Origin of the sequence: Enterococcus sp. DIV1224 (genome assembly GCF_050555455.1) — a bacterium.
Lineage (GTDB): Bacteria > Bacillota > Bacilli > Lactobacillales > Enterococcaceae > Enterococcus_B > Enterococcus_B lactis.
Genome location: NZ_CP187859.1, coordinates 434623 through 447500, shown reverse-complemented (window position 1 = coordinate 447500; position 12878 = coordinate 434623). Strand labels below are relative to the sequence as shown.

The following is a 12878-nucleotide window of genomic DNA, read 5'->3' as shown; positions in this document are numbered from 1 at the left end:
TGGTGTTCCTCCATATATCTACGCATTTCACCGCTACACATGGAATTCCACTCTCCTCTTCTGCACTCAAGTCTCCCAGTTTCCAATGACCCTCCCCGGTTGAGCCGGGGGCTTTCACATCAGACTTAAGAAACCGCCTGCGCTCGCTTTACGCCCAATAAATCCGGACAACGCTTGCCACCTACGTATTACCGCGGCTGCTGGCACGTAGTTAGCCGTGGCTTTCTGGTTAGATACCGTCAAGGGATGAACAGTTACTTTCATCCTTGTTCTTCTCTAACAACAGAGTTTTACGATCCGAAAACCTTCTTCACTCACGCGGCGTTGCTCGGTCAGACTTTCGTCCATTGCCGAAGATTCCCTACTGCTGCCTCCCGTAGGAGTTTGGGCCGTGTCTCAGTCCCAATGTGGCCGATCACCCTCTCAGGTCGGCTATGCATCGTGGCCTTGGTGAGCCGTTACCTCACCAACTAGCTAATGCACCGCGGGTCCATCCATCAGTGACACCCGAAAGCGCCTTTCAAATCAAAACCATGCGGTTTCGATTGTTATACGGTATTAGCACCTGTTTCCAAGTGTTATCCCCTTCTGATGGGCAGGTTACCCACGTGTTACTCACCCGTTCGCCACTCCTCTTTTTCCGGTGGAGCAAGCTCCGGTGGAAAAAGAAGCGTACGACTTGCATGTATTAGGCACGCCGCCAGCGTTCGTCCTGAGCCAGGATCAAACTCTCATAAAAAGTTCGAACAATCTTGCGATTGTTAAGCTCAATTTGTTTGCTAGCATATTGCTTGCTTGTTAAAAATGTTTGTTGTCTTGAATTGAATCAAGACGCCCTACACATTTGGTTTGTCTTACTTTGTTCAGTTTTCAAAGGTCTACTTCATCGGAAGTGTTTTTCCGATTTATTTTTGGCTGCCGTAGCAACTTTTATATCATATCAGAGCGACAAGTGATTGTCAACTCTTTTTTAAAAGTTTTTTCAATTTCGTTTTTTCGAAATCTTTCAACAACTCATTTATCATAACTTGTTGTTTGTTATTTGTCAAGAACTTTTTTTGAAGTTTTTTTCGATAGAATCAAGCTTCGTAAGCTGTTCTTTTTTAACGACTCAGTTATCTTATCATGTCATCATCAACATGTCAATAACTATTTTTCAAGTTTTTTTAATGCTGCTTTATTTGCGTATTACTTAAAACAACAAAAATGAATATATCATGTAAATTTACACATGTCAATATATTTCTCAGCCTATTTTCCCTCGTACATTTGAATTTTGACCAAATAAATCGAGCATATCTTTTATAGTAGAAAAATAAAGACAAAAAAAAGAACACATAACACACTTGATGTTAAGTGTTCGACTGTTCCAACTGTACGAAGCGCTCAGAAATTGATTAAAATAGGTAAAGACTATTTATTTAGGATAAGTTGCTCCATCAACTGCTCATTGTATCCAATAAATAGAACTTCATCGATAATGATCAACGGACGTCTAAGGAGTTTTGTATGTTGTGTACATAAAGAAATCAGTTGTTTTTTTACCTACAGAGGAAAGGTCTATCGCAATGTTATGGAAAGCCTCAGACCAAGTCGCAAATAGCTGTTCTGCTTGCACTTCTTCAAAACTGCATAATTCTTCTGCTTCTTCTGTACTTAGATCGCGTTCTTCTAAGTCAACAAATTGATAAGGCAATTGATGGTATTCTAACCATTGTTTCGCCTTCAGACTGGTTACACAGTGCGCCGATCCATAGACTTTCACTTCCACGAAGACTCCCTCCCTATGAATTTAAGATGTTATTGTTTTGTAAATAGATTAGGTTTCTAGCAACACACCGAATTTCACGAGGGACAAATGACCGGATTTCATCTTCATTGAATCCGATTAGTATTCTTTTTTCATCAATCAAAATAGGTCGTCTCAATAATGAAGGATATTCTTTGAATAGGACGATCATTTGCTTTAAAGTTAATTCGTTAAAATCTATTCCCAACTTCTCGTAAATTTTCGACCGAGTGGAAATAATATCTTGAACTCCTCCTTCAGTCGCTGCTAAGATCTTTTTGATCTCACTTTCTGTTAACGGTTCGGCAAAAATATTCTTCTCTTCAAATTCAAGTTGATTTGCTTGCAACCATGCTCTTGCTTTTCTACAGGAAGTACAGCTAGGCGAAGTATATACTTTTATCATTTTCTCACTCCTTTTTAATTATAATCCAATTCTACAGCAATTTCTTTTAAAATACCAATTATTAGCTAATAAAAAATAAAAAAAGTCGAAAAAAATCGATTATTTGCGTTTAAATAATGAGAATTATTCTATTTATTCCCTATTTTAATAATAGTATTCTCATTTTTCAAAAATAAATAAGGGAGGTGTGACAAAAATCTTGTCACACCTCCCTTTTCCGAATAAACGGTGTTCCAGAAGTAGCTTCTTCGAAAATAAGCCGAAATTTTACAAAAATTTGAGAAGCAATTTCCGTAAATTCCTTCTTATTTCTTGAAGCTGACCACTCCTGTCACAACCTCTTTTCCATCACTTTCCTTTTTTCATACGACTACCGGTTTCTTTGACAAATCTCGATACTTTCAATTTTCTTGTATTTTTCATTTGAGGTACACATAGATACAGACGATTTCTTGCTCTAGTCATCGCAACATAAAATAGTCTTCGTTCTTCTTCTATCGTCGTCGCTGGTTCTGCTTTTATTTCATTAGAGTCAATGACTTTCTTTTCTGTTGCTCCGTTATAAGGCAAACTTCCTTCGTTACAGCCAATTAAAAAGACATTTCTGTAACTAAGACCTTTACTTTTATGAATGCTCTGGATACATAGCGCATCAAGTTTTCCTTGTCTGTAAGCAATCAAGCGGGTTTTTAATTCTTTAGCTGTTGCTTGGATTTCTTGCGATAAGGTTTGGATACTTCTAAAAGTAGCATGTTGCTTTACTTCTTCTCGTATCCATTCTTGATCACTCTGATCGATTTCCTTAGCTATACGTGGCAGATGAAGATAGCTTTGTACAAGCGAATAGATTTCTTGATGCTGGTCTGTTTTACGCAACGCTTCCTCAAACTGGCGGATTTCTGCAGATTTGGATTTTAAATTAGGTCTTACCGACAAAATATAATCCGTAATGGCTATATTTTGATATTTAGGAGAAAAGTATTGATCACATTCATTTTTTTTCAGATAGCAGTCTACCATCAGCTGCCGCAACAACTGCTGATAGGCCTGATTTTTCTTTTGCGGATTCTGTGCTGTTTGCCAATGAACGATTTTTTGATAGAACTGTTGGAAAAACTTGATGCCAAAGATACCTTCATATGGACTATCTGCTTCCAGTACAAAAGGAATATTCGTTTTCAGCAGAGATTGGACAAGTTGCTGTGTTTGCGAAGCCGATCGGTATAATATGATCGATTCCTTATATTTCCCATTTTTTTGAATAAATGACTGAATTTGACTTATCAGCCACTGGCTTTCTGCTTTTGTATCTGAGAACAAATAAGCCTCCATAATGCCCGCTTCTTTTTGTGCTGGAATCATCGCCTTTGGTATCCGATCATTTTTGTTATAGCTGATCAATCTATTCGCTCCTTGGACAATAGCTGCCCGAGAGCGGTAATTAGTTAATAAGAAAAGAGTTTTAGTAGGATATTCTTTTTCAAAGTTCTTGATATATGCTGGCTCTGATCCTCTGAATCCATAGATACTTTGGTCATCATCTCCAACAACGATTAACTTGATCCCGTTTTCCTTTGTCATCCGCTTCACGATTTCCCATTGAAGTGGATTAGTATCCTGAAATTCATCAATAAATAGATAATCATATTTCTGTCCAATATAGCGCTGAATCTCGTCATTCTCCAAAGCGCTTTTCAAATTTTGGAGTACATCATTGAACTCTAACAATTGCTGCCTTCTTTTTTGTTCTTGGAGTTCTGTGAGCAATCCATACAGTCGTTCTGATATCGGTTGTCTTGTATTCTTATCAATGGAATCATATTTTTCTTTAACTAACTGGATCATTTCTTCTATTGATAGGTTCATATTCTGCCAATAGTCTAAGCGAGAAGCAATCGTTTTTTCTCCATATTGATCAAAAAGATAAAGATTATATTTACGTATCAGCTGTTGCAAAACAGCATTTACTTTTTGCGCAGTATCTTTTGAAAAGTCTCCTTGTATCCCTTGCATTGCCACATCAGGGAATTTTCGACAAATCTCATTGTATATCCTGAAAAAGATACTGTGGAATGTTCCGATATGGACAGCAGTTTTCCTTTGGCTGAAATTATCTACTCGTTTTTTTAGTTCATTTGCAGCATTCCGTGTAAAAGTAATCATCAGTATGCGTTCTTCGTCTACTTGTTTTTGTGTCATCAGGTACACAGCTTTTGCACAGATTGTTTGCGTCTTGCCGCTCCCAGCTCCCGCTATGATTCGAAGATGTTTCTGCATATCGTATGTGATAGCTGCTTTTTGTTCTTGATTGAAGCGATTATAAGAACGTTTCTCCATCATTTTAAAGAAAGAGTTGTTTTCTTTGCTTTCTTTTTCCTGCATTTCTTCCTCAATAAGTCCAGGGGCTTCTCCATAAGCCGCTTCATAGGTAGCAATGATTTCTTCTTGTAGCCGAAAGACTTGTTGAAGCTTTTTATATTTGTTCTCCCAACGATTCAGTTCTTTTTGTAATCGGAGAATTTCTTTTTCATCCAACTGATTGATTTCCTTCCCATCTTTCTTCTTTGAAGTTGTTTCTTCCAATTTGATTATTTAAAATCTCGTTGTCTATTTTTTCTTTATACTAACAGACCTTTCTAAAAATGAAAATGGGGAGCGAGATGATTTTAGTTTTCTGAAAATTTTTCCTTTTTTTCAATCGTTTATGCTAAGATAAGGAAGACAAAATTATATTCATAAAAGGTGATGAAAAAAATGCAGACTTCCTTTCACGAAGGGCGTACAATAGGTCTTTTGCTGACATTTATCGGAGGAGCAATGGACAGTTATACTTATATCCAGTATGGTGCTTTTGCCTCTGCTCAAACTGGCAATATCATCCTATCGATCATCCAAGCTTTTGACGGAGAGTGGCTAAGCGTTGGCAAAAAAGTATTGTCTACCCTTTTCTTTTTCTTAGGGATTCTTCTAACAAAGTATTTGATTGATTATTTTAGAAAAAAAGAAAAACATTTCTGGCGCTTATTTGTTCTATATTATGAAGCGGTGATTTTTTTCTTTGTCAGTTTGACACCTGTCCATGAACATCCCGCATTAGTAACGATTTTAATTGCTTTTACGGCCTCGATCCAGTGGGTGGCTTTTGATAAAATCAACGGGCGTGCCTACACCAATTTATTCACAACAGGAAATTTAAAAGGGGTAGCAACAAATTTATATGATTATTGTATTTCTAAAGAAAAAGCAGATTTTGATCGATTTTTCCACTATTTAACTGTCGTTCTTGCCTTTATCGCAGGGGCTATTGTCCTTGTATTCTGTCATCATTTGTTTGGCGCCTATTCGATTTTGGTCGTTTCTATTTTATTCTTGATCATGGCCCTCACTCAGACATTTCAGTTATGGCAGTTTTATCATACGAACCGTTTCACCTTTTGATTCCCCTGAATCAAAAAAACTAAGCAGGATGCTGTTCACAAAGAAATTTTGTGAGTGAGCAATTTGCTTAGTTTTTTTATTATTTAGTTGTAAAGATACCCTTTGCTTTCGGGTTATTTGTAGTGTAGCGGATCGACTGGCCATCTGCCTCTTCTGTCATTTTCTTTGCCCGCATCTTGATTTCTTGTACGATTTGTTCTCCACATGCTGGATCGGCTACGAAATCGTATTTGTCCCCATCGATTACTATTTTGGGACATATATCAAACTGTTCATACCATTCTTCATAACGTCGATTGAGTTCTTTATAGTAGGAATAGAGTTCAGGATCTTGCTCTAGCTGTTCATATTCCCGACCTCTTTTTTTGATTCTTGCTAACATAGTTTCAAAGGATACACGAATATAAACCAGTAGATCCGGTTTCTTTTGCGGCGAAATTTCTTCTAATTCCTTCAGCATCGTCTCTAAAAGACCCTCATACTGCTTTACTTCTACTTCAGAAACACGCCCTAAATCGGCATTCAGATGAAACAACATACTATCTTCGTAGATGGAGCGGTCTAGTACATTGTCATCATGGCTGAAAGCATCTTTAATCGCCAAAAAACGTTTGTTCAAAAAAAATATCTGCAATAAAAAAGTATACTTTTCCGGATTAGAATAAAACAGTGGCAATACTTCATTATCCTCCACGTTCTCATAAAAAGGTTTTGTTTCTAAATCTTGGGCAAGCATTTCAGTCAGTGTGCTTTTCCCTGCACCGATCGTTCCTGCAACAATAATCACAATTATCGGCATCCTTCCTGTAATAAAATCTGTTCTTCATTTTACTACTTCATTTATAGAAATAAAAGCCTTGACTTTATCTGCTCCTTAAAGGCTGCTTCGCCAATAGTAGCTAGAAGTCACGCCTATTCATGAAAATAAAAGAGTAGAATGGATGAACTTCTACTCTTTTATGCTCTCAACATTTTATCTGTTTTTATTCTTCTATTGTACTTGATTTGCGTACGACTAACTGCCAGTGCAGATTATGAGCGGTATCATTGTCTTCTGCTGCGCAATTCATGACACGTATCATCACGCTATTTTCATAGATTTTTTCTATTTTTCCTTTTATTGGTGATTCAAATAAATCAGATTTAAATGCATATGTTTCGCCGACTTCAAACAATTGTTCATTTTCCATAAGAATCCCTCCATCACCTTTTCTAAGGTCAGTAAATTTTTAACATAAAATACTCGAAAAAACACAAACTTGTCATAAAATGTACTTTTCGTATCAAAACTGTCACCTTTTTTGGAAAGGATTTAAAAAAATGAAGATTTTTTTAAGGAAATCATGACGGTTTTGATGTCAAAACCACTTTTTATGAAACAAAACACGTTTTTTATTTTTTTTAGCATAGAATTTGTGGTGGAGGTACGTATGAGATGAAAGATAAAGTTGTGAACAAATTATTAGAAACCTTATTCAGCGGAGACAAATCGGAAGAAGATATGGTGTATGTCCAAGTAAAATTTGCCTTAGAAGTTTTATTGAACAACCTTGGAAAACTAGCGGTCGTTCTAGTGTTTTCTCTGGTGACGGGCTCATGGGCGGAAACAGGAATCACCTTTCTTTCCTATATCTGCATCCGCAGATATGCTTATGGATTGCATTCCGACTCTGAATTCGTTTGTCTGCTGTGGACACTGCTTTATTTATGGGGCGTTCCTTTGGTGATGAAACATCTGCAATTGACTATCTCCTTCCCAATGATGGTCTTTTTGTTAATCAGCTGCTTTTTGTTACTGCTTCGCTATGGATCAAGAGGTACAGCCATCAATCCCATTGAACCCGAGAAACGTCCACCATTATTAAAGAAGGCGATCAGCATGTTTCTAATTTTTTCTCTCATCACTTTATTTTTCTCAGCTTCTTACTTTTCTACCTATTTGCTACTTGGGATTGTTTTAGAAATAGCTACGTTGCTCCCTATTACAAACTACTTGATGAATTTTGGAGGAATCTTTCATGAAAAAAACAATCATTAAACAATTAACTAACTTATCTGACTTTTTTGTATCTGGCTGCTGCTTTGGTATGAGTTCTGAATTCAAAATCCCTGAAAAATTAAAAAAATAATACGCTAATTGTGCTATAATTTGGTAAAAATCAATGGGAGCTGTACTTTATGTTTTTATGGTCCATAGCGTTGCAATATTTGATTTACACAATTTGTATCTTATTGATTGACCATCATATCCGATACAATTATCTGTTTGCAGGATTCACTCTGATTTCTTGCATTTTGATTGGATGGGTCTACTCAGTTTTAGGGATTTTTACTGCTCTAATTGCTATAGGAATGCTGATGCTTACTTTTTTCTTCTTTTCGACTTCGCGTCAACAATTAGTTTACGCGCTTCCTTTTGGATTATTGACGTCGCTTTTAGGAGATCATTTAACAAGCATCGGCGATTTTTTTGTTTTGAAATCTGCGGTTGTTGAACCAGGAGATTCCTTGCAGTATTTTCACATTGCCTTATCCGCTCTTTTATCTGCTTTATTAGCTTTTTGTTTTAAAAAATCGTTAGAGACTTGGTTTCACACAGTGGACCGCCGTATGATCGGTACGATTGGGACGTTGATATTATTTACATACTATATCATTATTTTTTATACCCGTTTTTCTGGTGAAACACCTGATGTCTTAGCTTTGAATACTAGTTTTTTTATTCTCTATCTGTGTGTCGGCTTGATCATCTTGGTTTATTATTGGAAAATCTCTAATAAGAAGTTAGCTGATCAGTTGTTAGAGCAACAAGTCAGGATGCAGCAGGATTATATCAAAGATCTGGAAAAAAACTATCAAGACTTGAGAGAATTCAAACATGATTACCAAAATCTGCTCTTTTCTCTTCACAGCTATATTGCAGAAGGCGACTTGGAAGGATTACGGTCGTACTACGATCAAACGATATTGCCTACACGCCAGATGATGAACCTTTTCCCGGCCAATCTAAGTATGTTGGATAATATGAAAGTTCCTGAAATACGCAGTTTGCTGTCATTAAAACTTATGATGGCACAGGAAAAAGGATTGATCGTCCAGCTTCATTTTCCTAAGCCAATCGAGTTGGATACGAAACATACGGTAAACCTTGTACGTATGCTTGGTATTATCTTGGACAATGCGATTGAAGGAGCTAGTGCTGCAAAGAAGAAAAAGATCGAATTGACAATCATCAAGAAAAATCATTCCGTGATGATTCGTGTAATCAATACAACAACCAATACATTACCGTTAAACCAGTTGAAACAAAAAGGTTTCTCAACAAAAACAAATCCAAAAAACGAAGGACTTGGCTTGTTTATCTTGGATGAATTGACAAAGACAAACCCTTATCTTTTCCTTGAAACATCAATTGAAAACCAACGTTTTTCTCAAACGATTTATATACAAATAAAATAAAGGAGTAATGATATGATTCCCATTTATATTTGTGAAGACGATCCAAAACAATTGGAAGTTTTATCAACGGTGATCAAAAACAGGATCATGATTGAAAACTTAGACAGTTATGTTCATATTTCTACCTCTGATCCGGAAGAACTTCTCAATGCGGCCAAGATCAGAACTTCTTCTTTTGGTATTTACTTTTTAGATATTGAATTAGAAGACAGTGAAATGGATGGCGTAGCGATTGGTAAATTGATCCGTGAATTAGATCCTTTAGGAAAAATCATCTACGTGACTTCTCATACGGAAATGTCGATGAAAATCTTAAAAAGCAACATTGAGCCGACTGACTATATTGTGAAAGAAGACCTTTATGATTTAAAAGAAAATGTCGAGCAGATCCTGAGCAAAATTTTTGAAGATTTTCAAATGTCCCAGATCCAAAAAGATATCTTCAAAATAGAGTTCAATGATGAGATCAAATTTTTACCGATCAAAGAAATCCAATATTTTTCTACTTCGTTAGGCGCACCACATAAATTGGAAGTTCATTTGACTCATGCTCAATTGCAATTCTACGAGAAGATCAAAGAAATCGAGAAAATGCATCGGAATTTTATTCGTTGCCATAAATCTTATGTTATCAACACACAAAACGTGCGGTCGATTAATAAAAAAACCAGAGAAGTCACGTTGGCAAACGGTGAGACTATCCCTGTCTCTATCCGTGGATTAAAAAAGTTAATTTCATAAAAAGAACCGAATAGTTTGGACCGACTAAATAATCAGCCGATCCAAACCCTTCGGTTCTTTTTGTCTCTCAGTGCAAAAGCATTTCCTGTGCAATTTCACGGCCATCCATTGTGTCTGGATAAAATGTTGGCCAATTTTCCATTTCTTTTAGCAATGCTTCTTGACTTTCATTTCCTGCATATAAATGAAAATGTTCGGAGTCAGCCGGTGCAATCGTGTGATCACTGAATTGAATATATCTAAACGCGCCACTTTCCTTATCTTCTGCTTCGAATAGATACCTTACACCACGGTTTCCTGCCTCGTAGGTCAAGATTTCTTTCCCTACATAACGATAATTTGAACGTTTCGTTGTTCCATCCTTAAACGTAAATGCCATCTCTTTCTCACCGATCTTGATTGAAGCAATATCTGTTTGATAGCCCTTCGTATAGTATTCTTTATATTCTTGTGCTGTTTTATCCTGATTCAATTTTTCTTTATATTCAAAAACAGGATCAAATGTCCCATCTTCTACATACGTATCTACTGTCTGCCAAGTTCCTGACCAATCTGAAAGAGAGCGATCTTGTACATCCTCGTCTTCGAAATAACCGTTATAGACGCTCTTTTCTTTTTTGGGGGTCAAAGTATCTTCTAACGGGTTTTCTGTCTCTGTCGTTTTTTTCAACGCTTCGAGGTTTGCTTCCATGATAGAAAGATAGTTTTCTCCATTTTCTATTTGTTCATTCGTCAACCCCTCCAAAGGATTCAATACTTCTAAAGATACACCTGCTTCGTTTGCTAACGTTCTAGCAATACTATCTTTGGCGTTTTCTTCAAAATAAATATAGTTGATCCCATGTTCTTTAACAAAGTGTTTCAGTTCAGCGATTCTCGCCGCAGAGGGTTCTTCACTAGAATAAAGACCAGCAATAGATACTTGATTCAATCCATATTCTAATGCCAGATAGTTGAATGCAGCATGTTGCGTGACAAAAGATCTTTGTTTTGCTTGCTTAAATGTTTCTTGATAAAGCTGATGGAGTGCTTGAAGTTTCTCGGTATAGGCTGCTGCATTTTTTGTCCATACTTCCTGTTTTTCTGGGTAGGCTTCAATCAGCTGATCACGTATGCTTGCTACCTGCTTGATTGCTAAACTTGGTGCTAACCATACATGCGGGTCTAACTCATGTGTATGACCTTCTTCCCCGTGTTCATGGTCATGATCATGTCCTTCTTCACTTCCCGGAAGTAAAAGCATACCTTCTGTCGCCTTTATCGTATGGACGTTGCCTTCTTGTAATGTTTTTTGGATTGCGGGGACCCATGTTTCCATGTTTTCATCATTATAAACAAAGATATCTGTATCTTGGATCTTTGCCATGTCTTTAGCAGAAGGTTCATAATCGTGGGAATCAGTCCCTGCTGGAATCAATAATTCTACTTCTCCTTCATCCCCGACGATTGCTTTTGTAAAATCATACATAGGATAAAAGGTCGTCATCACGCTCAATTTTTCTTTACTGTCCCCTGCTTCTCCACTTGCCCCGCAACCAGCTAACATACCTGTTAAAACCAGTGTAGCCAATATACCTATCAGTCGTTTCATTTATAACACTCCTTCTCATCTTCTTTCATAATGTTCCGATTCGCCTCTAGTAAATCGTAATAGTTACGTTTTAGCAACAGAATTTAATTTATCATAGGGTTAAAAGAGCTGTCAAGCGTTTTCTTATTTTAATTGAGGAGAACTTTTGTATGGATGATTCACGATATTTTTTCAATCAACCTCTATCATTTTCCTTTTATCCCCTCTTTTGTCTATAATAAAGTTATAGACAAAGGAGGAAAATGAGTGAAAAAAGAAACAGATACAACGAATCGTTTGATCCGCTTTTTGGGAGGCAAAACCTCTTACTATGTTTTAGGTATGGTGATCCTGCTGGCACTGATCATTTATTTTTTCCATCAGATTTCATTTATATTCAAGCCTGTTGGGATTATTATCGCTACTATCTTGCCCCCATTATTGTTTGCGCTGATCTTATATTATCTTTTGGAACCAGTCATCAAGCGTTTAAGCAAGCACCTTTCGAGGAACCTGTCAGTCATTATTGTTTATGTGATTATTTTATTTTTATTGGGGCTTGGAAGCGTATGGCTTGTTCCTTTTCTTGAAGAACAGACAAAAACATTGATTAGCAGTTTGCCAGATTTATTTCAAGATTTCCAAGAGAGTCTCCGTCAATTTTTGGAGAAAACACCTTTTGCCGATTCATTTAATCAATTTTTTACTTCTATTGATGACGTGACGTCTGATATAGCTGGCTTTATTGGAAATTATTGGGAAAGCGGCGCACAACGGATCAGCAATATTTTTTCAACTGTTACAGCTATTTTCATTACTTTATTTACTGGGCCCATTGTCACTTTTTTCCTTTTGAGAAATCCTCAAAAATTTTATCAGTCAGTTTTAGCCATTGTCCCACCAGCCTTTCGTACAGACTTTAAAAATTTGACAAAGATTGCTAATCAACAATTGGGTTCATTTTTAAAGGGGCAGATCATTGCTTCATTTATCCTTGGAGCAGTCTACTGGGTTTGTTTCTTACTGATCGGATTAGAATTTGCCAGTGTTTTAGCTATTTCTGCTGGGTTATTATGTATTATTCCATATATTGGACCGTTTATCGCTTTTTTCCCGGGTTTGATCATTGCATTCCAAGACTCTACTTTTATGGCTGTCAAATTTGTCATTGTCTGGTTTGCCGTACAACTTCTCCATGGTGACTTGGTAATTCCTCGAGTAATGGGTGATCGTTTGCAGATCCATCCGATTACGATCTTGATCGTTTTGCTTGTCATGGGTGATCTAATGGGAATTGTGGGCGTTATTTTCGGTATTCCTATCTATACGCTAGTCAAATTACTCGTTACTTTTATTTTCCGTAAATTCAAACAACGCTACAATAAATTTTATGGCGACAAAGGAGAGTATGAACACTCTTCATTTTCTGAAGAAGATTATTTTAAATAAAACACAAAACGTCGATCTCACGAGAA

General features: G+C 36.7%; 10 protein-coding genes, 1 rRNA gene and 1 pseudogene (1 of these 12 running past the window's edge). 5 read left to right on the top strand and 7 right to left on the bottom strand.

The genetic code is table 11. From position 1 onward, the window contains the following. The 4 genes and pseudogenes from IGK53_RS02095 to IGK53_RS02080 all read right to left on the bottom strand — a co-directional run. Positions 1-739, bottom strand: a 16S ribosomal RNA gene (locus IGK53_RS02095); it reaches 822 nt to the left of the window's first position. A 674-nt stretch (positions 740-1413) separates the two neighbouring features. Then, positions 1414-1771: pseudogene (locus IGK53_RS02090) on the bottom strand (Spx/MgsR family RNA polymerase-binding regulatory protein). Between the two features lie 13 nt (positions 1772-1784). Next, positions 1785-2195 carry a Spx/MgsR family RNA polymerase-binding regulatory protein gene (locus IGK53_RS02085; RefSeq protein WP_002286258.1) on the bottom strand — a complete coding sequence of 137 codons (411 nt, stop codon included), beginning with the start codon at positions 2193-2195 and terminating at the stop codon, positions 1785-1787. 348 nt (positions 2196-2543) lie between these two features. After that, complete coding sequence (locus tag IGK53_RS02080; protein WP_002336062.1) at positions 2544-4730, bottom strand: ATP-dependent helicase; 2187 nt, start codon at positions 4728-4730, stop codon at positions 2544-2546. A gap of 219 nt (positions 4731-4949) precedes the next feature. On the opposite strand from IGK53_RS02080, the gene IGK53_RS02075 reads away from it, so the two are divergent. After that, positions 4950-5633 carry a YoaK family protein gene (locus IGK53_RS02075; RefSeq protein ID WP_002293268.1) on the top strand — a complete coding sequence of 228 codons (684 nt, stop codon included), beginning with the start codon at positions 4950-4952 and terminating at the stop codon, positions 5631-5633. Between the two features lie 79 nt (positions 5634-5712). On the opposite strand, the gene IGK53_RS02070 is transcribed toward IGK53_RS02075, so the two are convergent. Both IGK53_RS02070 and IGK53_RS02065 read right to left on the bottom strand, forming a co-directional pair. Next, positions 5713-6432, bottom strand: coding sequence for a deoxynucleoside kinase (locus IGK53_RS02070; protein ID WP_016853096.1), 720 nt, complete (start codon positions 6430-6432; stop codon positions 5713-5715). 184 nt (positions 6433-6616) lie between these two features. Then, positions 6617-6823, bottom strand: coding sequence for a hypothetical protein (locus tag IGK53_RS02065; RefSeq protein ID WP_002293266.1), 207 nt, complete (start codon positions 6821-6823; stop codon positions 6617-6619). 245 nt (positions 6824-7068) lie between these two features. On the opposite strand from IGK53_RS02065, the gene IGK53_RS02060 reads away from it, so the two are divergent. From IGK53_RS02060 to IGK53_RS02050, 3 genes are all read left to right on the top strand, one after another. Beyond that, on the top strand, positions 7069-7671 hold the full coding sequence (locus IGK53_RS02060; protein WP_002293263.1) for an accessory gene regulator B family protein: 603 nt from the start codon (positions 7069-7071) through the stop codon (positions 7669-7671). 140 nt (positions 7672-7811) lie between these two features. Then, on the top strand, positions 7812-9092 hold the full coding sequence (locus IGK53_RS02055; protein ID WP_002293259.1) for an ATP-binding protein: 1281 nt from the start codon (positions 7812-7814) through the stop codon (positions 9090-9092). A 12-nt stretch (positions 9093-9104) separates the two neighbouring features. Further along, a complete protein-coding gene (locus IGK53_RS02050; RefSeq protein WP_002293258.1) occupies positions 9105-9833 on the top strand; it encodes a LytR/AlgR family response regulator transcription factor in 729 nt (242 codons plus the stop codon). A 67-nt stretch (positions 9834-9900) separates the two neighbouring features. Here the strand turns inward: IGK53_RS02050 and IGK53_RS02045 are convergent, their stop codons facing one another. After that, positions 9901-11424, bottom strand: coding sequence for a zinc ABC transporter substrate-binding protein AdcA (locus IGK53_RS02045; RefSeq protein WP_002293257.1), 1524 nt, complete (start codon positions 11422-11424; stop codon positions 9901-9903). 246 nt (positions 11425-11670) lie between these two features. Between IGK53_RS02045 and IGK53_RS02040 the strand changes: the two genes are divergently transcribed. Continuing rightward, the gene (locus IGK53_RS02040; protein WP_002293256.1) at positions 11671-12852 is read left to right on the top strand and encodes an AI-2E family transporter; all 1182 of its coding nucleotides are present in this window, start codon (positions 11671-11673) and stop codon (positions 12850-12852) included. The last annotated feature ends 26 nt before the right edge of the window (positions 12853-12878 follow it).

Bases quoted from the DNA above. Each gene is read 5' to 3' on its own strand.
- IGK53_RS02085 (WP_002286258.1), bottom strand. From the start codon at position 2,195: ATGATAAAAGTATATACTTCGCCTAGCTGTACTTCCTGTAGAAAAGCA.
- IGK53_RS02075 (WP_002293268.1), top strand. From the start codon at position 4,950: ATGCAGACTTCCTTTCACGAAGGGCGTACAATAGGTCTTTTGCTGACA.
- IGK53_RS02070 (WP_016853096.1), bottom strand. From the start codon at position 6,432: ATGCCGATAATTGTGATTATTGTTGCAGGAACGATCGGTGCAGGGAAA.
- IGK53_RS02065 (WP_002293266.1), bottom strand. From the start codon at position 6,823: ATGGAAAATGAACAATTGTTTGAAGTCGGCGAAACATATGCATTTAAA.
- IGK53_RS02060 (WP_002293263.1), top strand. From the start codon at position 7,069: ATGAAAGATAAAGTTGTGAACAAATTATTAGAAACCTTATTCAGCGGA.
- IGK53_RS02055 (WP_002293259.1), top strand. From the start codon at position 7,812: ATGTTTTTATGGTCCATAGCGTTGCAATATTTGATTTACACAATTTGT.
- IGK53_RS02050 (WP_002293258.1), top strand. From the start codon at position 9,105: ATGATTCCCATTTATATTTGTGAAGACGATCCAAAACAATTGGAAGTT.
- IGK53_RS02045 (WP_002293257.1), bottom strand. From the start codon at position 11,424: ATGAAACGACTGATAGGTATATTGGCTACACTGGTTTTAACAGGTATG.